Genomic DNA, 20,199 nt, shown 5'->3' on the forward strand with positions numbered 1-20,199 from the left:
GCGGCATCAGCACTTGTACGTGAAGCTCGCCTTGTCCGTCCTGAGCGGGCCGGGAGACAGCACCCGCAGAGTGGCCGTGGCCTTGACGGTGCTCTTGCCCTTGAGCGTCCACCGGAGCGGCACGGTGTAAGAGGTCTGGCCGGCGGTCGTCCGGAGCGTCTGCTTGACGACCTCCTTGTCCAGGTTCTTGCGCCACTCGTAGCTGATCTCGCCCGCCTCACCATTGGTGATGATCTTTCCGGTGACGACGACGGCACTGTCGCAGCCCTGCGTCTTCTTCGGGGCGACGACGTCGATCGACTTGATCGCCAGCTCCGGCGCGCCGCTCAGCTTGAGCCAGGCCAGGATCGCACCGCCCATGATGACCGCGAACAGCACCGCCGCGAGGATGGTCCGGCGCCGCCTCGCCCGTGCCGCCTTGCCCGGCTTGCCGCCGCGCTGGACCGTTCCGAGCCGCTCCCGCCCCTCGCGCCAGATCCGTTCGGCCGTGGTGCCGGCCTGCGGCGACTCCGTACTCACCCCTGAGCTGACACCGGGCCCGAAGTGCACCGGCGCCTGGTGGGGGCTGGGGACGGCGAGCAGCGTGACGATGTCGCCCTCGTCGAGCGGCGGCTGCGCCTCCACGGGAGGATGCGCGAACGCCGACCTGCCGCGGGCCGCCTGGGCCAGCCGATCGTGCCTGATCGCCCCGCCGGGCAGCGCTGCGGGCTCGGAGAGCACGACGGACCTGGCGGCGCCCAGGCCGTGCGTCGTCGTGGTGACCGCGGCCCGCTCGAACAAGGCCGCCGCGCGCGGGGCGCTCCGCGTGACCGAGGCGGCCAGCGCGCGCGCCAGGGACGCCCACCCCGCCACGTCCCGCTCCGGTGGGGAGACCTGGCCGCGGATGGCGTCGGATAAGCCGCGTTCCGACAGCAGCGCAGCGCCGTCGGCGGTGATGACCACCGAGCCGGGGTGCACCGAACCGTGGGTGACCCCGGCCGCGTGCAGCGCGAGGAGGGTCTGGGCGGTCTCCGCCAGTACGGACGCCGCGCCGCTCGCGTCGATCGCCCCCGAGGCCAGCAGGTCCGACAGCGTCGGGCTCACGGCCTGCGCGGTGAGCAGCCAGACCTGCTCGCCCGCCGCGACGACGTCGGCGACGGGGATCAGCCCGGCCAGGCCGCCCAGGACCAGCCGCTGGTCGGTCAGAACCGTCGCCACGACGCGCTCGCGCACCCCGGGCAGCCCGATGATCTTCGGGTCGAACAGCAGGGCCCCGGCCCGGCGTCCGTCGGGCGAGATCGCGTCGATCCAGTTGCCCAGTTCGGTGATCCACGTGTGCTCGGTGAGCCGGAAGCCGGCGATACCGTTTCTCGGGTTGTCCATCGCCGTAGCCCCCCGACGCCTTTCTAGCGCTTCCTCCGATGTCGTCCCGCCATGCGGCGCTCAACGGCAAGTGTGACGGGAAGTGAGCCGGACGTCACCAGCAGGAGCCCCAGGAGGGCACCGTCCTGCGGCGACGGAGTCCGCGTGGACCCTTCCCCGCTGCCGGGGCTGCTCGGCGGGTCGGAGGAGGGGGCCGGGCTGCTGAGGGTACGCGTCGGGCGGACGGTCGGCGGCGCGGTCGTGGGCGGCTTCGTGGCGGCGGTCGTGGCCCCCGACGGCGGGTCGTCGACCGTGCCGGTGATCTCGGGCTCGGCCGACTCGACCGGGGGCGGGGTCTTGATGGTGGTCTTCGACGGCCGGGGCTTCACGGTCCTGGTGGGCTTGCGTGTCGGCGTGGGCGTGGGCGTGGGCGTGGGCGTCGGCTTCGGCTTCGGGGTGGCGGTGGTGACGGGCGGTGGCGCGGTGCTGGCCGGGGTCGTCGGCTCCGGCGTCGTCTCCTTCACCGTCGGCGTGGGCTCCTCGGAAGGTTCCTCCTCCTCGGCCGCGGCGGACGGCTCTGGCGCCGTCGTGGTGGGCGTCACCTGCGTGGTCTGCGCCTGCAGGGCGGGCTCGCCGGACATCGTCTTCACCAGGACGACCGCCACGCCGATCAGCAGGCCCGTGCAGGCGGTGCCGACCAGGATCTTCGTGGAGAGCCTGCTCAGCAGGCCGCGCGGCTCGGTGAACCGGGTCTCGGCGAGCGAGGTCTGCGCCTCGGCCGGCACCTCGGGCGGGCTGGGGAACAGCATGAGCAGCAGGCCGGACAACCGGGCCAGGCGGCGCCTGCCGCGCTCCTCCCAGTCGGACCCGTACGCCCTGGCCGCGACCGCTTCCAGCTCCGTCAGGAACGCCTCGGCGGACGGCGGGCGGTCGAGGGCGTTCTTGGCCAGGCCGCGCTCGACCAGGTTCCGCAGCGGGCCGGGCACCTCCTCGATGGGCGGTGGCGAGCTCTGGTGCTGGCGGGCCAGCGCCGCGAGGTTGGGCGAGCGGAAGGGGCGGGTGCCGGTCAGGCACTCGAAGAAGACGATGGTGGCGGCGTACACGTCGGTGGCCGGCGCGGCGGAGGCGCCTGACCACTGCTCGGGCGCCATGTACGGCGGGGTGCCGGCGGCGCTCGCCTCCTCGCCGGTCCGGACCGCGATGCCGAAGTCGACGAGCTTGCTGGAGCCGTCGCCCTGGACCATGACGTTCTCGGGCTTGAAGTCGCGGTGCACGACGCCGATCGCGTGGGCCGCGGCCAGGCCCTGTAACGAGCCCTTGAGCACCAGCAGCGCGGCCTCCGGGCCCGTGGGACCCTCCGACCTGAGCAGCTCGCGTAACGAGACCCCGTTGACGAGCTCCATGACGATGGCCGCGCCCGCGCCGCTCTCGACATAGTCGATCAGGCGGGCGTTGTGCGGGCTGCGCATGGTGCCCAGCAGCCGGGCCTCGTGCCGGAACCGGGCCACGAAACCGACGTCGGACCGCAGCTCGTCGGACAGGTACTTGACGGCCACCTCCACGCCGTCATGGTCCCGCCGGGCCAGCACGACCCGCCCGGCGGATCCCGCGCCGAGTTGGCGAATCTCGGTGTAGCCCGGGACCCCCCACTGACCATGGTCGTCGTACATGCGGTCTCCCTCTGCGGTCCTCTGGGCCCCCACCCTCATCAGACGGACCGTAGCTTAACCAGAGGCGACCGCTTTCCCACAGTTAATGTCCGGACACAGTATGAATCCGGAGGTCAACCGATGGTTCCCGAATCGTCGTCCGAAGGAGCGTCGGGGGCCGGGGTCTTCGGTCCGTCCTTCGTGGGATCGTCCTTCGGCGGGTCGTCCTTGGGCGGGTCGTCGTCCGTGGGCGGGTCCTCCTGGCAGGCCGCGGTCGTGCCGCCCGAGCTGTCGCCGCCGCTGTCCGCCGCGGGCCGGGTGGCGGCCGTCACGAGCCAGGACGTGCCGCACGGCACCTTGTCGAAGGTGTAGCTCACGGTCCTGGTGTAGGAGGTGTCGCCCGACAGGGTCAGGGTCTCGGTGTGCGCGATCCGGCCGCCGAGGGAGAAGGCGACGTTGAGCCGTACGGGCTGGTCGTTGTCGGTGGTCACGGCGACGACCGCGGTGGCCGGGCCGTGCGGGCTGAGCGAGGCCCGCACGATCGACACCTTCCGCACGCTCGCCGGGCAGGTCACCCTGGTCCGGGCGGTGGCCGTCCGGTCGCCGGCGCGGACCACGACGGAGACGGTGGTGTCGCACGGACGGGACCTGAAGGCGTAGGTGAACGTCCGCGAGTAGGCCGTCCGGCCGGACAGGGTGGCCGAGCGGGTGGCGACCTGGTCGCCGTTCAGCGCGAACGCGGCCTCGACGGGTACCTCGGCGGTGCCGCTGGTGCTCACCCTGACCCGGGCCTGAGCCGTACGGCCGGGCGAGGCGGCCAGGTCGAGCGAGACCCGCAGGCCCGTCACCCGTGTGGGACAGGGCGGTACGTTCACCGTGGCCGTCCGCGCCCCGCCGGGAGCGGCGGGGAAGGTGGTAACGGTCAGCGTGACGGTCTTGCCGCACGGGCGCTCGTCCGCGGTGTAGCTGAGCGCGCGGTCATAGGACCGGTCGCCGCTCAGCCGCAGGGTCTGGCTGCGGACGCCGACGCCCCCCACGGTCCAGGCGGCGGTCGCCGTGACCGGTCCCATGCCGGTGGTGCGGATGGACAGCGAGGAACCGGCCACGTTGTCGTCGTTGAACGTCAGCCCGCCGAGCGTGAGCCCCGCGACCGAGGTCACCGGGGCCGGCGTCGGGGTCGGGGTCACCGTCGGCGTGGTCACGGTGACGACAGGCGTCGGCGTGATGGTCTTGGGCGGCTTGGGCGTCTTGGTCGGTGTGGGCTTACCGGGCTTGGTGACAGTGACCTTGGGCGTGGGCTTGGTGGTCGGTGGCGTGGTGGCCGCCACGGGCTCGGCGGTGTGCGGCTTGGGGCTGGGGGACGGCACGGCCAGCGCGGTCGGCTCGTCGCGGGGCAGGCCGACCGGGGACTCCTCGGGCGGCTGGCTCAACGTGACCGGTGTGGCCGGCGGGGAACCCTCCTCGGCCGGGCCCTGCGACTGCGAGGGCCTCGCCAGGGCCACTTCCACGGCCCGGTCGCGGCTCGACAGCACGACGATCACGGCGATGGTCGCGACCGCGGCCACTCCAACGCCCATGGCCAGCCGGGCCGCGTTGTGCTTGGCCGTACGGAGCGTCGTACGGAAGACGGTCTGCGCCAGCGAGGTCGTGACCTCGGCAGGAGGCGTCTGGGGCACGGGCAGGAGCAGGGCGAGCAGGGCCACCAGCCCGGCCAGCCGCCGCCTGCCGCGCTCCTCCCAGTCCTCGCCGTACGCGGCCCGCGCCGCCGCCTCCAGCTCGATGACGAACGCGGCGGCGCTGACGGGCCGCGCGGCCGGGTCCTTGGCCATTCCGCGGGTGATCAGCTCGCGCACCGGCTCGGGCGCGTCGTGGATCGGGATCGGCGCGTGCATGTGCTGGTAGCCGAGCACGCTCGGCTCGGTCGACCGGTAGGGCCGGTGCCCGGTCAGGCACTCGAAGAACACCGCCGTCGCCGCGTACACGTCGGTGGCGGGCGAGGCGGGCATGTTCTCCCACAGCTCGGGCGCCATGTACGGAGGCGTGCCCTCGGGGCGCGAGGCGGTCCCCTGCTGGACGGCGATGCCGAAGTCGACCAGCTTGCTGGCCCCGTCGTCGCGGACGATCACGTTCTCGGGCTTGTAGTCCTTGTGCACCAGCCCGTGCGAGTGGGCCCGGCCTAGGCCGAGCAGCGAGCCCTTGAGCACGGCCAGAGCCGCCTCCGGCCCCGTCGTCCCGTGCTCGCGCAGCAGCGCCCGCAGGGACACGCCGTTGACCAGCTCCATCACGATGGCCGCGCCGTAGCCGTCCTGGATGTACTCCCACAGCGTGGCGATGTGCTGGTCGCGCAGCGTGGTCAGCAGCCGCGCCTCCGACTGGAACCGGGCCAGGGCCACCGGATCGCCGAGTAACCGCTGCGAGAGGTATTTGATCGCGACCTTGACGCCGGTCTCATCGTGCACCGCGAGCACGACTCGGCCGCTGCCGCCCGCCCCGAGCTGCTTGATCTCCGTATAACCAGGAGCGTTCCACTCCATCGCCATCCCCCATCAGGAGTCGGGCCCACCTGATGAGACGTGTGATCAAGGAGAGAAGTTTGCCAGGTGGTTCCTGATTTATGGAACTACCTCCGGCCGCCGATGTGAACAGGTACGTCCATACCTTCTGGGAGTGCCGAATCCGGCTGGGGCTCGCCCCAGGACGTCACGAGCGGCAGAACCCCGGCCCAGACGGGCAGCTCATAGTCCTCCTCCTCGTCCAGGGGCCCGCCGCGCCGCATCTTCACCGACGCCTCTTCGAGCGACAGGGCCAGCACCGCCGTCGCGGCCAGCTCCTTGGGCGTCGGCTGCCGGACGTAGTCCCACTGGCCCGGCGCGAGCTGCTCGGAGACCGCGCGGAGCCCGGCCAGCCGCTCTTCCGGGTCCGTCAGCAGCCGGGCGCGGCCGTAGATGATCGCGGAGCGGTAGTTGACCGAGTGGTGGAAGATCGACCGGGCCAGCACGATGCCGTCGAGGTGGGTGACGGTGACGCACACGTCCGTGCCCTCGCTCGCGCGCAGCGACCGAGCCCCGGTGGAGCCGTGCAGGTAGAGGGTCTCGCCCAGGCGCCCGTATCCGGTGGGCACCACCATGGGGTGGCCGTCGACCACCACACCCAGGTGGCAGATCAGCCCGGCGTCGAGCACCTCGTACAGGTCGTTCCTGTCGCTGCTGCCACGCTCCTTCGAGCGGCCGAGCGTGGTGCGGGGAGTGGTGGAGAGCATGGGACCACGGTAATGAGAAAGTGGACATAGCTTGTAGGGCCACTAATGACCGCTTCCCGGAGACCACTTTCGTGCGCACCCTCGTCGACCTGCCCGTATCCCTGTCCAGGGAGTCGGGTGTCCCGCTCTCGGCACAGCTCACCGGCTGGCTGCGCCAGGCCATGCTGGCCGGGACGCTCCCGCCGGGGGAGCGCCTGCCGTCCTCGCGCGGGCTCGCGGAGCAGCTCGGCGTGAGCAGGACCGTGGTCACGGAGGCGTACCAGCAGCTGTACGCGGAGGGGTGGCTGGAGGGGCGGCACGGCTCCGGCACGTTCGTGGCCGCGCTGGAGACGTCACATCTGGCCGTCGAGCCCCCGGCCGCGCCCGAGCCACCGCCGCGCCCGCCGGCCGAACGGACGATCGACCTGACCCCCGGCACTCCCTGGGTGCGCCACTACGACCACGCGGCCTGGAAGCGGGCCTGGCGCCGGGCCGCCGACCTGCCTCCTGGCGACCACCCGGACCCGTACGGCCTGCCGTACCTGCGCGAACTGCTCGCCGACCACCTGCGGCGGGCCAGGGCCGTGACGGTCGGCCCCGAGAACGTCCTGGTCACCAGGGGCACCGGCAACGGCCTCGACCTGTGCGCGCTCGCGCTGCTGCGCGAGGGCGGCCGGGCGGGCGTCGAGGATCCCGGCTATCACGTGGCGCGCACGGTGTTCGGGGCCAGGGGCGCGAAGGTCGTGCCGTGCCCCGTCGACGAGGAGGGCGTGATCGTCGAGTCACTCCCCGACGACCTCCGCGTCCTCTACACCACACCCGCCCACCAGTACCCGCTCGGCGGGCGCCTGCCGATCCCGCGCAGGGAACGGCTGCTCGCCTGGGCCAGGAGCACCGGCGCGATCATCGTGGAGGACGACTACGACGCCGAGTTCCGTTACGACGTCGCGCCCCTCCCGGCCCTCTACGGCCTCGACCCGTCGCGCGTCGTCCTGCTCGGCACGCTCTCGAAGACGCTCTCCCCCGACATCGGCGTCGGCTGGCTGGTGGGGTCGCCCGAGCTGCTCGACCGGATCGCCGCCATCCGCGTCTCGATGTCCGACCGCACCAGCGGCCCGGTCCAGCAGGCCGTCGCGACCCTCCTGGAGCGCGGCGACCTCGACCGCCACCTGCGCAGGATGCGCCTGGAGTACGCCCGCAGGCGCGGCGCGATCGTCGAGATCCTGGGCCCGGTGTGCCGCCTGCGCGGCGACACGGCCGGCCTGCACGTGCTGGCGGAGCTGCCGCTCGAAACGGTCCCCGGGCTGGTCGCCGCCGCGCGGAGGCAAGGGGTGCTGCTCGACTCCACGGCCCGCCACCACTACGGTGCCGAGCGCCTGCACGGCCTGGTGATCGGGTACGGCTCGGCCACGCTGGCCGAGGTCAGGCGCGGCTGCCGGACGGTGGCCGAGCTGATCCGCTCAGCCACCGGCGCATAGCGGCAGCCACCGGCACGTAGCTCGGCCACCGGCACGTAGCGGCAGCCACCGGCGCGCGCGCCCGGCCATCGGCGTAGAGCCGTCTCAGGCGGGCTCGAGCTCGCGCAGGATCGGCAGGGAGCGCGCGGCGTAGACCGGGTCTACAGGCAGGGCGTGGCGGGCCCACCAGCGGGCCGGGGCCGGATCGGGGGAGGGGCCGGTGAAGGCGGGCGCGTAGTCGTCGTACGGCGGGTCGTAGAGGTAGCCCGTCACCACGCCGCGCCGCTCCAGCGCGGCGATCGCCGCGTCCCGGTCGCGCACCAGCAGCGGCACCCGGAACAACGGCTGGCCGGCATGATCCCGTACCCCCGCCGCCACCGACGGCAGCTCGGCCAGCGAGCGCACCCCCGCCAACCGGCGGGCCCGCTCCCCGGGCACCTTGGCCAGCCGCCTCGACTGGTACCAGCGGGCGAGCGCCCCTCTCCGGGCGCGGTAGTCGTGCAGGTCGGCACGGACCCACGGATCGAACGGCGGCAGCGACGGCACCTGCTTCATGGCCGCCGCGAGCTCGCCGGGCCGCAGCGGGATGCGGTAGCCCTCGCGCGGCTCCTCCATGCCCAGCATGCGGGAGAGCCGGAGCGCGGGCCGGACCAGGTCGAGCCGCAGAGCGGCCTGGCGGGCCATCGAGCCGGCCACGGCCAGCAGCTCGGCGCGGAAGGCGCCCGGCTCCAGCAGCGCGTCGCGGGCCCGTTCTAGCGCACGCAGGTCCGCCAGGCTCTCCACCGCGAGGACCCCGCCCGAGCCCGCGCCCGGGTGCTTGGACAGGCTGAAGACCCCGGCCTGGCCGAACGTGCCCAGGGGGCGGCCGGCGACGTTGGTCTCCATGGCGTGGGCGACATCCTCGATCAGGATTTTTCCCGTGAAGGCGGACACGTCGTCCGGCAGGCCGTACAGGTTGGTGGTCAGGACGGCGTCCACCTGGCCGAGGTTGACGCGGGTGGCGTCGATGTTGCCGTCACGGCGCGACAGCGGCGCGATCACCGGGCGCAGGCCCGCCGCCAGCACCAGGAAGAGGATCTCGTCGGCGGAGATCGGCGACATGAGCAGCCGCTGGCCCGGCGTGCACCAGTGACGCAGCGCGAGGTAGAGCCCGAGGCGGTTCGAGGGGAGCAGCAGGCAGTGGCGCCCGGTGCGCTCGGCGATCCCTCTCACGACTGCAGGGCCGTGCGCAGTCGCCCGAACGTCTTCAGCGCCCGGTCGGCCGTCCTGTGCAGCAGCGGGTTGGCCAGCACGGTGGCCCGGGTCTTGCGCGCGGGCACCCGCAGCAGCCAGTGGACGGCCGAGGCGGCGCCGACCGTGGCGACCCGGCCTTCGGCCACCTGGAACTCGCCGTTCTTGAGCTTCTCCTTGTACTCCTTCTCGCCCCGGCCCATGTCGATCACCTGGATGCCGGAACCGGCGGCCTGCTCGGCCATCGCCAGGTGGTGGATGAGGCCGGGGGAGTATTTGGCGTAGTGGGTGTCGTAGGCCGGGAACCAGCCCGCGAGCGTGGTGCGCGTGCGGAGCCCGAAATGCCCGGCCATCGGCAGGTCGTTCACATAGATCATGTCGAGCACCCCGGCGAAGCCCTCGGTCTGCGTGGCCAGCAGCCGCTCGACCAGCTCGACGATCCACTGCTGCGCGAACCGGTCGGTGCGCCCCGTCCGCCGGTATTGGTCGGTCTTCCAGCCGAGCAGCGTGTGCAGCGGCGCCGGGTCGGTGGTCGCGTAGTCGTGGCGGATCGGCCCGACGTCGCGCTGGAGCTTGCGCGACTTGGCCAGGGTCGTCTTGTACGTCTTGCTGGAGTGCAGGCGCAGGAACTCGGTGTAGGGGCCGTGTCCCTCACGCAGGTCGATGATCGGCGACGGGTGGCGCTCGTGCCGCCCGGCGATCAGCGGCTGGCCCGCGACCAGGTGGTCGAACTCGTATACCGACAGCCCGCACTGTTTGATCAACCGGCGCGGGTCGATCTCCAGGTCCTTGGCATGGACCAAGCCCTGCGCGTCGGTGAGCCCGGCCGCCACCGGCTTGCCGATGCCCATCGGATGGCGCTCGAACGGGAAGAACCCCACGATGTCGGGCCCGTCGTAGAGCACGGCGACGCGCACCATGTCTCGCAGCTCACCGACCGTGATCGTGAACTCGGGAGACAGGAACGGGTTGTCGAAGGCCGCGTGTCCCTCCTGGAGAGCCCGCCATCGGCTCAGCTCAGGTGCACCCAGCTCGCGAGGGTGAGCAAGTGTGACGCGCATGGGCTCCTACGTTCGGCATACCTTCAGTTAGTTTGGAGGTAGCTGTGTGTTTCCAGGGTAAGTGGTCTTGCATGATGGTCGTCTCCGCAGCTCCGGAACGTTACACAACTCTCAGCTAGCGTTCAGGACAGAGTGACGTTCTAATGTGTGTGCATGACCGTACCTGGGATTGACCGGCCCCGGCTGTTCGGCTGGATGGGCGCGAACGTGCCGGACGCGGGCGAGCCCCTGTCCGTCGCCCTGATCTCCGGCGGCAGGTCGAACCTCACGTACCTCATCGAGACCCGCGAACGCCGGGTGGTGCTGCGCCGGCCGCCCCTCGGTCACGTGCTGCCCACCGCGCACGACATGCGGCGCGAGTGGCGGGTCATCTCCGCGCTCGCCGGGACGCCGGTCCCGGTGCCGGAGCCGGTCGCGTTCTGCGCCGACGAGGAGGTCATCGGAGCGCCGTTCTACCTGATGGGGTACGTGGACGGCCTGGCCGCCAGGACCCGCGAGCAGCTCGGCGAGCCCGCGCCCGCCGAGACGCGGCGGCTGGCGGAGCGGCTCGCCGAGGTGCTGGCCGCCATCCACGCCGTCGACTACCAGGAGGTCGGGCTCGGCGACTTCGGCCGCCCGGACGGCTACCTGGCCAGGCAGCTCGGCCGGTGGTGCCAGCAGTGGGACCGCTCGAAGACGGCCGACCTGCCGGAGTACGACCGCCTGGTCACGCGGCTGCGCGCGTGCATGCCGGCCCGCTCGGCCAGCACCCTCGTGCACGGTGACTACCGCCTCGACAACACGCTCGTACGGCTGGCGCCCGGTCCGCCCGAGATCCTGGCGGTGGTCGACTGGGAGATGTCCACCCTCGGCGACCCGCTGGCCGACCTGGGGCTCACGCTCACCTACTGGCAGGACTCGGGTGACGAGGAGCGGGCGGGGATCCCGGTGGCCGGAGATGTGACGGTCGCCCCCGGGTTCCTCAACGCCGCCGAGTTCGCCGCCCACTACACGAAGGTCTCCGGCCGCGACATCTCGGACCTTCCGTTCTACGTGGCGTTCGGGAACTTCAAGCTCGCGGTCATAGTGGAGGGCATCCACGCCCGTTTCCGGCAGGGTAAGACCGTGGGTGAGGGCTTCGAGAACATCGGCTCCGCCGTACCCACGCTCATCGCCCGTGCGCACCGCATGCTGGACCAGCCCGTGAACTCCTGAGCCTGAACCGCCCGAGCATGAGCCCCTGAGGAGCCCACATGAGCACTGTGGCACTGATCACCGGAGCGGCGAGCGGCATCGGCGCCGCGGTGGCACGGCGGCTGTCGGCGGGTGGGGCCAAGTGCGTCCTGCTCGACCTCGACGCCGAAGGGGCCGAGCGCGTGGCGAAGGAGGTCGGCGGCGTCTGGGTGGCCGGTGACGTGGCCACCGAGGAGGCCTCGCGGCAGGCCGTCGCGCTCGCCGAGGAGACCTACGGCCGGCTCGACCTGGTGCACCTCAACGCGGGGATCTCGGGCGGGGTGGATCTCGCGGCGTTCGACGTCGAGCGGTATCGCGAGGTCATCGGGGTGAACGTGGACGGCGTGGTCTTCGGCGTCGCCGCCTGCCTGCCGTTGCTCAAGCGCTCGGGCGGCGGCGCGATCGTGGTCACCTCGTCGCTGGCCGGGCTCGTCGGCTTCGCCGGCGACCCCGTCTACACGATGACCAAGCACGCCGTGGTGGGGCTCGTCAGGGCGCTGGCCGCGCCGCTGGCCAAGGAGCGGATCCGGATCGGCGCGGTCTGCCCGGGTTTCACGGACACGCCGCTGGTGGCGGGAGCGCGCGAGATGTTCGTCAACGCGGGGTTCCCGCTGCTGAGCGCCGCCGATGTCGCCGCGGCCGTCGAGAGCGCCTTCTACGCCGACGAACCGGGCACGCTCCTCATCGTGCAACCGGGGAGGCAGCCAGTGCCGTACCGTTATGCGGGAGTTCCCGGACCGGCTGGAGGGCAGCGCCCGCCAGCGCCTTGATCGACCGCAAGTCCCTTGCAAGTACCGATATATACCGTGGGAAGGGCTGGGAGAGGCGTCCCGGCCCTTGTCCACGCGCGAGGGTGGAGGCACCGTGATTCCCACCGATGGCAAACACGCACGCAGACGGCCGCCATGGCCGCTCGCGCTCGGCGTGGGCATCCTGGCGATCGCACTGGTCGCGGCGATCATGGTGTACGCGGGCACGCGTGGCGGCCCGCGCGACGAGTACAAGGGCGGCGAGGTCGCCCAGACCCAGCCGAGTGAGCCGCCGCCCACGCTGGAGCAGCCGCCGGCCCTGGACGACTGGCCGCGCTGGGGCGTCACCCACACCCAGTACAGCGCCGACAACGCGCCTCGCGAGATCACCGAGCAGGCCAAGAACATCCTCGGCCGCGTCCCCCTGCTGCAGAACCAGCACATCATGGGCTGGGGCGTGGGCAACCCGGAGCCGAGCCCGGACCAGTACAACTTACGGGACCTCAACCGGCGGCTGAAGCTCATGGCCTCCTCGCGAGCCGTCCCGGTCATCACGCTGTGCTGCGCGCCCGACTGGATGAAGGGCGGCCAGCCCGGCCGTACGGACTGGTCCAAGAACCACACCGTCGCCCCCCAGCGCGAGCACTTCGACGACTACGCCAACCTCGCCGCGAAGATCGCCAGGCAGTATCCGACGGTGAAGTACTTCATGGTGTGGAACGAGTTCAAGGGCTTCTGGAACCCGTCCACGAACCGCTGGGACGCCGAGGGCTACACCGAGCTCTACAACAAGGTCTACGCGGCGCTGAAGAAGGTGAACGGCGACATCCAGGTCGGCGGTCCTTATATCCCGGTCGAGACCAACTCCGGCGGCGGCCCCTCGGAGCTCAGCGGCCCCTGGGGCACGGTCGACCAGCGCGCGCTCGACGCGATCGAATACTGGATCGAGCACAAGAAGGGCGCCGACTTCATCGTGGTCGACGGCGCCTCGATGACCAACGACAAGGCCAACGTCCCCAACGACTTCGCGGCCCAGGCCAAGTTCAGTGCGGTCACCGCCTGGCTCAGGCAGAAGAGCAACGACATGCCGGTGTGGTGGGCCGAGTGGTACGTCGAGCCCACCAACTCCGGCTGGAGCGAGGACAAGCGCACCGCCGTACAGGCCACGACGCTGATGGAGTTCGCCAGGAGCGGCGTAACGACGGCGCTCTACTGGAACCCGGAGCAGAAGGGCGGGACGGAGTGCCCCGGCTGCCTCTGGTCGTCCGGCACGGGCCAGGAACTGCCGATGGCGGGGCTGCTGAGCGGGTTCGCGAAGTGGTTCCCCGCCGGGGTGAAACTGGATCCGGTCACCAGCTCCGACCAGCGCATCAAGACGCTGGGCCAGGAGCGGCAGATGGTGATGGTCAACACGGCCGACACGAGCGTCACCGCCACCGTGGACGGCAAGCGGGTGACCTTGAAACCGTACGAGATCCAGTGGGCGGGGCGCGGCGCCTGAGGCCGGTCAAGGGCTCTGTTCGGCTGCTCGGACGGCCGGGCGGAGCCCTTCTCTCACCTTTCTTCGCAACAATGTTTGCCGTCCCCCGGAATTCCATTGCCTGGAGCGACTTGCGGTGGACGCAGAAACGTCGAACCGCTTTTCCACTTCTGTGGTGATCGAGGCGTCGGCTTGGGTTTGCCCAGGTCCCAGCGGGGTTTCCGTATGGCGCGGGATGTGCACGCTTTGTCGCTGATTTACATTTACCGCATGTGCAGATCTTTCCCATGAGCACCAGTCAAATCCGATCAAAGAACGCCCCCAAGCCCTGATTTTTCACCATTTGGGTGCTAGCGTCCTATTTTGAAAGTCGAAATAGTGCGACTAGCACAGGGGGGCATCATGACTCTCGGTAAGCTCTTCCCGGCTCACCGTAGCGACTGGTGGGGATGGGGTCGTCGCGGTTGCGGTCGGCGTCGGTGGGGTGGATGCGGCGGCGGCTGTGGTGGTGGATGGCGCAGGCGGTGGTGGTGGTAGAAGAGGTGCCACCTGAGAGCCGTCGGGTCTCCCAACGGCTCTCACTCTCCGCTCCGCCCCTGGCGCCGACGGTGTCCATCCGGAACACCTTCCGGGCCTTCTGGCCGGACACCCGTGGCGTCAGGGCGCTGTTCGCGGCTGGGATCGTGTTCGCGATCCTGGCCGCTCTGTGTGAGGTGGCCGCGATCGCCCTGTTCGGTTACATCACCGACAAGGTCCTCAGCGAACGGGACCTGGGCGCCTTCTGGGCTCCCGCGGCCGCCTGGCTCGGCCTGGCGGTTGTGGCCGGTCTGGTCTCCTTCGCCGGCGCGTACGTCACCGCCGCGGGCGCGGAACGCTTCCTCCTCAAGCTCCGCGACCGGGTCTTCGGTCACGTCCAGACCCTCACACCCGACTTCTTCGAGAACCGCCGCACGGGCGACCTGATGGCCCGGCTCACCGACGACGTCGAGGCCATCGAGGAGCTCGTCGGCTCCGGCCTGGTCAAGATGTTCACCACAGTGGCCAGCGTGATCTTCTTCGCCGGCGCGGCGTTCGTCATCAGGTGGGACCTGGCGCTGGTCACGTTCGCGCTGATCCCGGCGTTCCTGGTGGTCTCCAAGGTCTTCGCGTCCCGGTTCAGGAACGCGGCGGCCCGCGAGCGGACCAGCAACGGCACCATGAACAGCGTCATCGAGGAGAGCCTGTCCAACCAGTCGCTGGTCCAGGCCTACAACCAGCAGGAGACCGAGGCCAGGCACCTGCACCGCGAAGGCCGCACCTGGTTGCGCGCGAACCTGTCCCAGGCGTGGCTGTCCGGCCTCTACGGCCCCGCCGTACAGGTGCTCGAGACCATCTGCCTGATCGTCATCCTGGGCTTCGGCGCCTGGGAGATCACCCAAGGCCGCCTCACGCTCGGTGGCCTGCTCGCCTTCGCCGCCTACCTCGCCTACCTGTACCCCGCCGTCCAGGGTCTGGGCCAGCTGGCCCTCACCGTCTCAGAGGCCGCCGCCGGCTCGGACCGCGTCATGGAGGTCCTCTCCGTACGCCCGGCCGTCGTCGACCGTCCCACCGCCGTGCCGGTGGTGGGGCGCAGCAAGGGGCGGATCGAGTTCTCGCGGGTCGGCTTCACGTACCCGAAGCGGATCAGGGCGACACTGCGCGAGCTGTCTTTCGTGATCGAACCGGGGGAACTCGTCGTCTGCACCGGAGCCAGCGGTGCGGGCAAGTCCACGATCGCCAAGCTGCTCCTGCGTTTCTACGACCCGAACACCGGCCGCATCCTCCTGGACGGGGTGGACCTGCGCGACCTGACCCGGTCGTCGCTGCGCGACACCATCACGCTCCTGCACCAGGAGAACCTCCTGTTCTCCGGCACGGTGCGCGACAACATCGCCTACGGCTCTCCGGGTGCCGACGACGCCGCCGTGGTGCTGGCGGCCGAGCTGGCCGACGTACACGACTTCATCCAGACATTGCCCCAGAAGTACGACACGCCCATCGGCCAGCGGGGCCGCCTCATGTCCGGCGGCCAGCGCCAGCGCCTCGCCATCGCCCGCGCGATCCTGCGTGACACGCCGGTGCTGGTGCTGGACGAGCCGATGACCGGACTGGACGTGGTCACGGCCGAGCGGGTGATGGAGCCGTTGCGCCGGTTGATGGAGGGGCGGACGACGCTGCTCATCACCCATGATCTGCGGCATGTGCCGGAGGGGGTGCGACGGATCGACCTGGAACCGGTACGACGTTCGGACCGAATCCGGCTCCGGCCGAAACGAAGTGACCTCGGAGTGCACGGCGTGTCCTGACACCACAATTCACCGGCCTGGGTGGGAAACCGCCCAGGCCCTGTCATGTGAACGCCGCCCCCCGCTCCGGCCAACTGTGTCATGATCAACACCGCCGCGACCCACCGGGAGAACTCTCGCGAGCGCCGCTCAGTAGCCGAGAGCCTACTAATCCGGCATACTCCACACCGAGCAAGATCCGTTGTCAGATCCGGCGCCCGTGCTCAGGGAGATCATCATTGGGCATGAGCAGGCGACAATAGCCGCAATTGGTTACCAAGTGCCCACGCAAAGCGAAGATTCCCCTACAATCCGATCAAGACTTCCAGGCCGTATGTTTCTGACTTCCGACGAGGAACCGCTTGATGTCAGCAACTCACATACCTGTTCACCGTCGGGCCCTGCTCGTACCGCTTGGCGTCGCCGTCGTGGCCGGTGTCGCGTGCGTATGGGCGGTGGCCGAGGCGCCGGTCGCCGGACGGACGCTCGTGGCCTGGTGCCTGGGCATAGCCGCCCTGCTGCTGTGCGCCGCAGTCACCTACGGCTTGTACGGCCGGCAGCAGGCGAACCTGTTGCGCGACCGGCTCGCCATGCGGGAGGCGGACCTCGCCCAACTGGCCGACCACACGCTGCCCGCGCTGGTGAAGAGGTTGCGTGACGGGGCATCGGTCGACACCGCGCTGGCCGAGGTGCCCAGGCCCGCCGACCTGGCTCAGCAGCGCATCCTGTGGACGCTGGCGCAGGAGGTCGGCAGGGGAGACCGGATGCGGGCGGCCGCGATGTCGGCCTGCGCCAACGCCGCCGGCCGGGTTCAGGCGCTGGCGACCAGCATGCTGGCCGATCTCCGGGAGATGGAGGACCGGCATGACGAGAAGGTCCTCGGGGACCTGCTGAGGCTGGACCACAGCACCGCCCAGGCGGGCCGGCTGGCCGACAGCATCGCCGTGCTGACCGGTGCGCGTTCCGGGCGGCGCTGGACCAAGCCGATCGTGATGGAGAGCATCATGCGCGGCGCGGTGGGCCGGATCAGCGCCTACCAGCGGGTTCGGGTGCACTCGGCCAGCACCGTCGCGATCGCCGGACACGCCGCCGAGGGCGTCATGCACGCCCTCGCGGAGCTGATGGACAACGCCACCAGCTTCTCGCCTCCCTCCGAGGAGGTGCACGTGTACGTCGAAGAGGTGAGCACCGGCATCGTGATCACCATCGAGGACTGCGGTCTGGTCATGAGCCCCGTCGCGCTGGCCCGCGCGCGGCAGGCCGTCTCGTCCGAGCCCCTGGACCTGACGACGCTCTCCGGTACGCGCCTGGGCCTGGCGGTCGTGGGCTGTCTGGCTCGCAAGCACGGTCTGACCGTCTCCTTCAGGCCGTCCTCACGCGGAGGCACCGCAGTGGTGGTCATGATCCCGCAGAAACTGGTCACCCAGCCCGCACCGGCCCCCCAGGTGGAGGCCCCGCGTCCGCCGAGCGCCCCGGCCGTCCGCCGGGCCACGGCGGCCCCCGTCCCCGCGCAGGCCGATCCCGTCGCGGAGGGCGAGCTGCCCAGGCGCCGGCGCGGTCAAACGCTCGCGGCGGCGACGTCCACGACACCCGTGCCCGAGCAGGCTCCGGCGCGGTCCAGGCCGTCCCTCTCCGAGGCCGGAGCGAGATTCAGCGCTTTCCGCCAGGCCAGCCGGGGGACCGGCGCCGCACCCGCCGGCGCGGCGGTCCCGGAAGCGGAACAGCCGCAAGCAGAGGGCCCAGCAGCAGAAGGCCCGAAAGACGACACCCGGTGACCAACTTACAGATTGGAGGGAGGGCTGCTCGTCCGGCGACGCCGGATGACCGTCCCAGAATCTCGATGAGAACCTCAGACCGTGACCTCGCCTGGCTGCTGGAGAACCTCCTGGAGAGGACACCGCAGACCCGGCATGTCTTGGTGCTGTCGAAGGACGGCCTCAAGCTCTCCCACACCCACGGGCTGTCGGTGGACCGGGCCGATCAACTGGCCGCCATCGCCTCGGGCATCCAGAGCCTGGCCCACGGGGCGTCGATGGAGTTCGGCGACGGTTCCGGCGGGCTGCGGCAGTCGATGACGGAGTTCCACGGCGGGCTGCTGTTTATCGTGGAAGCGGGAGAAGGCGCCCATCTCGCCGTCGTGGCGAGCGATGACGCCGACCCCGGCATCATCGGTCACAACATGAACGAACTGGTCGAGCAGATCGGGGAGTATCTGACCGCTCCGCCGCGCGAACCTCAGCAGAGCAGCCGATCGCTATGATCTCGCCGCGAGTGGCCAGCGAGGACCCGGACCGGCTGTACACGGTCACCGGGGGACGCAGTCGCGCGGACGAGAGCGCCATGGACGTGGTCACGCTGATCGTGAGCGAATGCGATCCCACCCCCGGCATGCAGTCCGAGCACGTCAGGATCCTCCAGATGTGCCGCCGGCCGATGGCGGTCGTGGAGATCTCCTCGGAGCTGAGACTGCCCGTCAGCGTCGTACGGATCCTGCTGTGCGACCTGCTGGACACCGGACGCATCACCGCCCGCCATCCGCCCAAGGCCCCGGCCAGGGCGCAACTGCCCGATCCCGAAATCCTGGAGCAGGTGCTTGTTGGACTTCAGAACCTCTGACCCCCCGGCCCGTACACCGCTACGGAGCACGATGACCACCGGCCTCAAGATCGTGGTCGTCGGCGGGTTCGGCGTGGGCAAGACGACCATGGTCCGCTCGGTGAGCGAGATCCGGCCGCTGAGCACCGAAGAGACGATGACCCAGGCAGGCATGGGGATCGACGACGCGAGCGGCGTACAGACCAAGACCACGACCACGGTGGCCTTCGACTTCGGCCGCATCAGCCTGAACGAGCAGATGGTGCTCTACCTGTTCGGGGCGCCCGGCCAGGACCGGTTCTGGTTCCTGTGGGACCGGCTTTTCTCGGGGACCCTGGGCGCGGTCGTCCTGGTGGACGCCCGCCGCCTGGCCGACTCGTGGTACGCCATCGACCGGCTCGAACACCACGGAATGCCGTTCATCGTCGCGCGCAACAACTTCGACGAGCCGAAGCATCCCCTGGAGCGGATCCGGGAGGCGCTGGACCTGTCCGAGGAGGTTCCGCTGATCGACTGTGACGCCCGTCAACGTGACTCGAGCAAGGCCGTGCTGATCGCCCTCGTCAACCACCTCCACGCGATGTCCTCCGCCCGGGGGGTTACCCGATGACCGACGTCCACTCCACACCCGAGCCCGTCCGGATGTACGGGCCCCAGTTCCAGCGGGATCCGGAGCAGCTGTATCGCGATATGCGCAAGCTGCACGGACCGGTCGTCCCGGTCCTGCTCGAGGGCGATATACCCGCCTGGCTGGTGATCGGCTATCGCGAGCTGCGCTACGTCCTGGGCAATCCGCAGCTCTTCGCCCGCGACTCCCGCCGCTGGAACGCCTGGGACCGCATCCCGCCGGACTGGCCGCTGATGGCGTTCGTCGGCTACCAGCCGTCCATCCTGTTCACCGAAGGCGCCGAGCATCAGCGGCGGGCCGGCGCCCTCAGCGATGCCCTCGCCGCCGTCGACCAGTTCGAGCTGAGAGCCCGGACCGAACGGGCCGCCGACGGCCTGATCGACGCGTTCACCGGCCAGGGCCGCGCCGACCTGATCGCGCAGTACTCCCAGCCGATGCCGCTGCTGTCCATCTCCACGCTGTTCGGCCTGCCCGACGCCGAGACGCCACGCCTGGTGGCCGACGTGACCGAGTTGCTGAACACCGGCCCGGGCGTCGTGGAGGCGCATCAGCGAGTCCAGGCCACCATGAAGCGGCTGCTCGACAGCAAGCGCGAGCGCCCCGGCCCGGACCTGCCCTCGCGCCTGCTGGCCCATCCCGCGGGGCTCACTGACGAAGAGCTCGTCCAGGACCTGGTCGTGTTGATGAGCGGGGGCCAGGAACCGACCGCCAACTGGATCGGCAACACCCTGCGGCTGATGCTGACCGACGAACGGTTCGCCGTGACCCTGTCGGGCGGCCGACGCAGCGCCGGACAGGCGCTGAACGAGGTCATGTGGGAGGAGTCGCCCGCCCAGAACAGCCTGGGCCGCTGGGCGGTTCATGACACCCAGCTGGGCGGGCAGCGCATCCGGGCCGGCGACGCGCTCGTCATCGGCCTCGCCGCCGCGAACGCCGACCCGCAGGTACGGCCCGACTCCTACGGCGGCTCGGCCGGGAACCACGCGCACATGTCCTTCGGCCACGGCGAGCACGGCTGCCCGCACCCGGCGCCGGAGCTCGCCGAGGTCATCGCCTACACGGCCGTCGAGGTGCTTCTGGACCGGCTCCCGGACATGACGCTGTCGGTGCCCGCCGACCAACTCGTCTGGCGGCCGTCCTTCCGGCTGCGCGCCCTGACCACCCTGCCGGTGGAGTTCTCGCCCGGCTACCTCAGGGGAAACGGCTAGGACTGCCGGTCGTGTGTCCCCGACGTGCTGGGGGACACACCACCGGTC

16 protein-coding genes are annotated in these 20,199 nt (G+C 70.7%); 10 read left to right on the forward strand and 6 right to left on the reverse strand.

Annotated elements, in window-relative coordinates; translation table 11 throughout:
* Nucleotides 1-6: 6 nt before the first annotated feature.
* The 4 genes from LDL49_RS18460 to LDL49_RS18475 form a co-directional block, all read right to left on the reverse strand.
* Entirely contained in the window at nt 7-1,362 is a 1,356-nt protein-coding gene (locus LDL49_RS18460) for a protein kinase family protein (protein ID WP_225292321.1), read from the reverse strand.
* 23 nt (nt 1,363-1,385) lie between these two features.
* Nucleotides 1,386-3,011, reverse strand: coding sequence for a serine/threonine-protein kinase (locus LDL49_RS18465; RefSeq protein WP_225292322.1), 1,626 nt, complete (start codon nt 3,009-3,011; stop codon nt 1,386-1,388).
* Between the two features lie 113 nt (nt 3,012-3,124).
* Complete coding sequence (locus LDL49_RS18470; RefSeq protein ID WP_225292323.1) at nt 3,125-5,524, reverse strand: serine/threonine-protein kinase; 2,400 nt, start codon at nt 5,522-5,524, stop codon at nt 3,125-3,127.
* Nucleotides 5,525-5,610: 86 nt separating this feature from the next.
* Complete coding sequence (locus tag LDL49_RS18475; RefSeq protein ID WP_225292324.1) at nt 5,611-6,249, reverse strand: pyridoxamine 5'-phosphate oxidase family protein; 639 nt, start codon at nt 6,247-6,249, stop codon at nt 5,611-5,613.
* 71 nt (nt 6,250-6,320) lie between these two features.
* Here LDL49_RS18475 and pdxR point away from each other — a divergent pair, with 71 nt between their 5' ends.
* The gene (gene pdxR, locus LDL49_RS18480; protein WP_225292325.1) at nt 6,321-7,706 is read left to right on the forward strand and encodes a MocR-like pyridoxine biosynthesis transcription factor PdxR; all 1,386 of its coding nucleotides are present in this window, start codon (nt 6,321-6,323) and stop codon (nt 7,704-7,706) included.
* 84 nt (nt 7,707-7,790) lie between these two features.
* Here pdxR and LDL49_RS18485 read toward each other — a convergent pair whose 3' ends face one another.
* Together LDL49_RS18485 and LDL49_RS18490 are read right to left on the reverse strand one after the other, a co-directional pair.
* Nucleotides 7,791-8,897: a DegT/DnrJ/EryC1/StrS family aminotransferase gene (locus tag LDL49_RS18485; RefSeq protein ID WP_225292326.1), complete on the reverse strand. Its 1,107-nt coding sequence runs from the start codon at nt 8,895-8,897 to the stop codon at nt 7,791-7,793.
* Entirely contained in the window at nt 8,894-9,976 is a 1,083-nt protein-coding gene (locus tag LDL49_RS18490) for a GNAT family N-acetyltransferase (protein WP_225292327.1), read from the reverse strand. Before LDL49_RS18490 ends, LDL49_RS18485 begins: the two co-directional genes overlap by 4 nt.
* Nucleotides 9,977-10,129: 153 nt before the next feature.
* Between LDL49_RS18490 and LDL49_RS18495 the strand changes: the two genes are divergently transcribed.
* The 9 genes from LDL49_RS18495 to LDL49_RS18535 all read left to right on the forward strand — a co-directional run bounded on the left by LDL49_RS18495 (nt 10,130) and on the right by LDL49_RS18535 (nt 20,151).
* Nucleotides 10,130-11,170 (forward strand): phosphotransferase family protein, encoded by a 1,041-nt coding sequence (locus tag LDL49_RS18495; protein WP_225292328.1) that lies wholly within the window; start codon nt 10,130-10,132, stop codon nt 11,168-11,170.
* A gap of 38 nt (nt 11,171-11,208) precedes the next feature.
* Nucleotides 11,209-11,958, forward strand: a complete 750-nt coding sequence (locus tag LDL49_RS18500) for an SDR family oxidoreductase (protein ID WP_225292329.1) — start codon at nt 11,209-11,211, stop codon at nt 11,956-11,958.
* Between the two features lie 94 nt (nt 11,959-12,052).
* A complete protein-coding gene (locus tag LDL49_RS18505) occupies nt 12,053-13,438 on the forward strand; it encodes a GH39 family glycosyl hydrolase (RefSeq protein ID WP_225292330.1) in 1,386 nt (461 codons plus the stop codon).
* Nucleotides 13,439-13,905: 467 nt separating this feature from the next.
* Nucleotides 13,906-15,741 (forward strand): ABC transporter ATP-binding protein, encoded by a 1,836-nt coding sequence (locus LDL49_RS18510; RefSeq protein ID WP_225292331.1) that lies wholly within the window; start codon nt 13,906-13,908, stop codon nt 15,739-15,741.
* A 407-nt stretch (nt 15,742-16,148) separates the two neighbouring features.
* Complete coding sequence (locus LDL49_RS18515) at nt 16,149-17,495, forward strand: sensor histidine kinase (RefSeq protein ID WP_225292332.1); 1,347 nt, start codon at nt 16,149-16,151, stop codon at nt 17,493-17,495.
* 65 nt (nt 17,496-17,560) lie between these two features.
* Nucleotides 17,561-17,980 (forward strand): roadblock/LC7 domain-containing protein, encoded by a 420-nt coding sequence (locus tag LDL49_RS18520; protein WP_225292333.1) that lies wholly within the window; start codon nt 17,561-17,563, stop codon nt 17,978-17,980.
* Nucleotides 17,977-18,336, forward strand: coding sequence for a DUF742 domain-containing protein (locus tag LDL49_RS18525; RefSeq protein ID WP_225292334.1), 360 nt, complete (start codon nt 17,977-17,979; stop codon nt 18,334-18,336). Before LDL49_RS18520 ends, LDL49_RS18525 begins: the two co-directional genes overlap by 4 nt.
* A 31-nt stretch (nt 18,337-18,367) precedes the next feature.
* Nucleotides 18,368-18,925 carry a GTP-binding protein gene (locus LDL49_RS18530; RefSeq protein WP_225292335.1) on the forward strand — a complete coding sequence of 186 codons (558 nt, stop codon included), beginning with the start codon at nt 18,368-18,370 and terminating at the stop codon, nt 18,923-18,925.
* Nucleotides 18,922-20,151: a cytochrome P450 gene (locus tag LDL49_RS18535; RefSeq protein ID WP_225292336.1), complete on the forward strand. Its 1,230-nt coding sequence runs from the start codon at nt 18,922-18,924 to the stop codon at nt 20,149-20,151. The genes LDL49_RS18530 and LDL49_RS18535 overlap by 4 nt, the downstream gene beginning before the upstream one ends.
* Nucleotides 20,152-20,199 lie beyond the last annotated feature (48 nt).

Origin of the sequence: Nonomuraea aurantiaca (genome assembly GCF_020215705.1) — a bacterium.
In the GTDB taxonomy this organism is placed as follows: domain Bacteria; phylum Actinomycetota; class Actinomycetes; order Streptosporangiales; family Streptosporangiaceae; genus Nonomuraea; species Nonomuraea aurantiaca.

Excerpts from the sequence above, each read along its gene's own strand:
- LDL49_RS18460 (WP_225292321.1), bottom strand. The coding sequence starts at position 1,362 with ATGGACAACCCGAGAAACGGTATCGCCGGCTTCCGGCTCACCGAGCAC.
- LDL49_RS18465 (WP_225292322.1), bottom strand. The coding sequence starts at position 3,011 with ATGTACGACGACCATGGTCAGTGGGGGGTCCCGGGCTACACCGAGATT.
- LDL49_RS18470 (WP_225292323.1), bottom strand. The coding sequence starts at position 5,524 with ATGGAGTGGAACGCTCCTGGTTATACGGAGATCAAGCAGCTCGGGGCG.
- LDL49_RS18475 (WP_225292324.1), bottom strand. The coding sequence starts at position 6,249 with ATGCTCTCCACCACTCCCCGCACCACGCTCGGCCGCTCGAAGGAGCGT.
- LDL49_RS18490 (WP_225292327.1), bottom strand. The coding sequence starts at position 9,976 with ATGCGCGTCACACTTGCTCACCCTCGCGAGCTGGGTGCACCTGAGCTG.
- LDL49_RS18495 (WP_225292328.1), top strand. The coding sequence starts at position 10,130 with ATGACCGTACCTGGGATTGACCGGCCCCGGCTGTTCGGCTGGATGGGC.
- LDL49_RS18500 (WP_225292329.1), top strand. The coding sequence starts at position 11,209 with ATGAGCACTGTGGCACTGATCACCGGAGCGGCGAGCGGCATCGGCGCC.
- LDL49_RS18510 (WP_225292331.1), top strand. The coding sequence starts at position 13,906 with ATGCGGCGGCGGCTGTGGTGGTGGATGGCGCAGGCGGTGGTGGTGGTA.
- LDL49_RS18520 (WP_225292333.1), top strand. The coding sequence starts at position 17,561 with ATGAGAACCTCAGACCGTGACCTCGCCTGGCTGCTGGAGAACCTCCTG.
- LDL49_RS18525 (WP_225292334.1), top strand. The coding sequence starts at position 17,977 with ATGATCTCGCCGCGAGTGGCCAGCGAGGACCCGGACCGGCTGTACACG.
- LDL49_RS18530 (WP_225292335.1), top strand. The coding sequence starts at position 18,368 with ATGACCACCGGCCTCAAGATCGTGGTCGTCGGCGGGTTCGGCGTGGGC.
- LDL49_RS18535 (WP_225292336.1), top strand. The coding sequence starts at position 18,922 with ATGACCGACGTCCACTCCACACCCGAGCCCGTCCGGATGTACGGGCCC.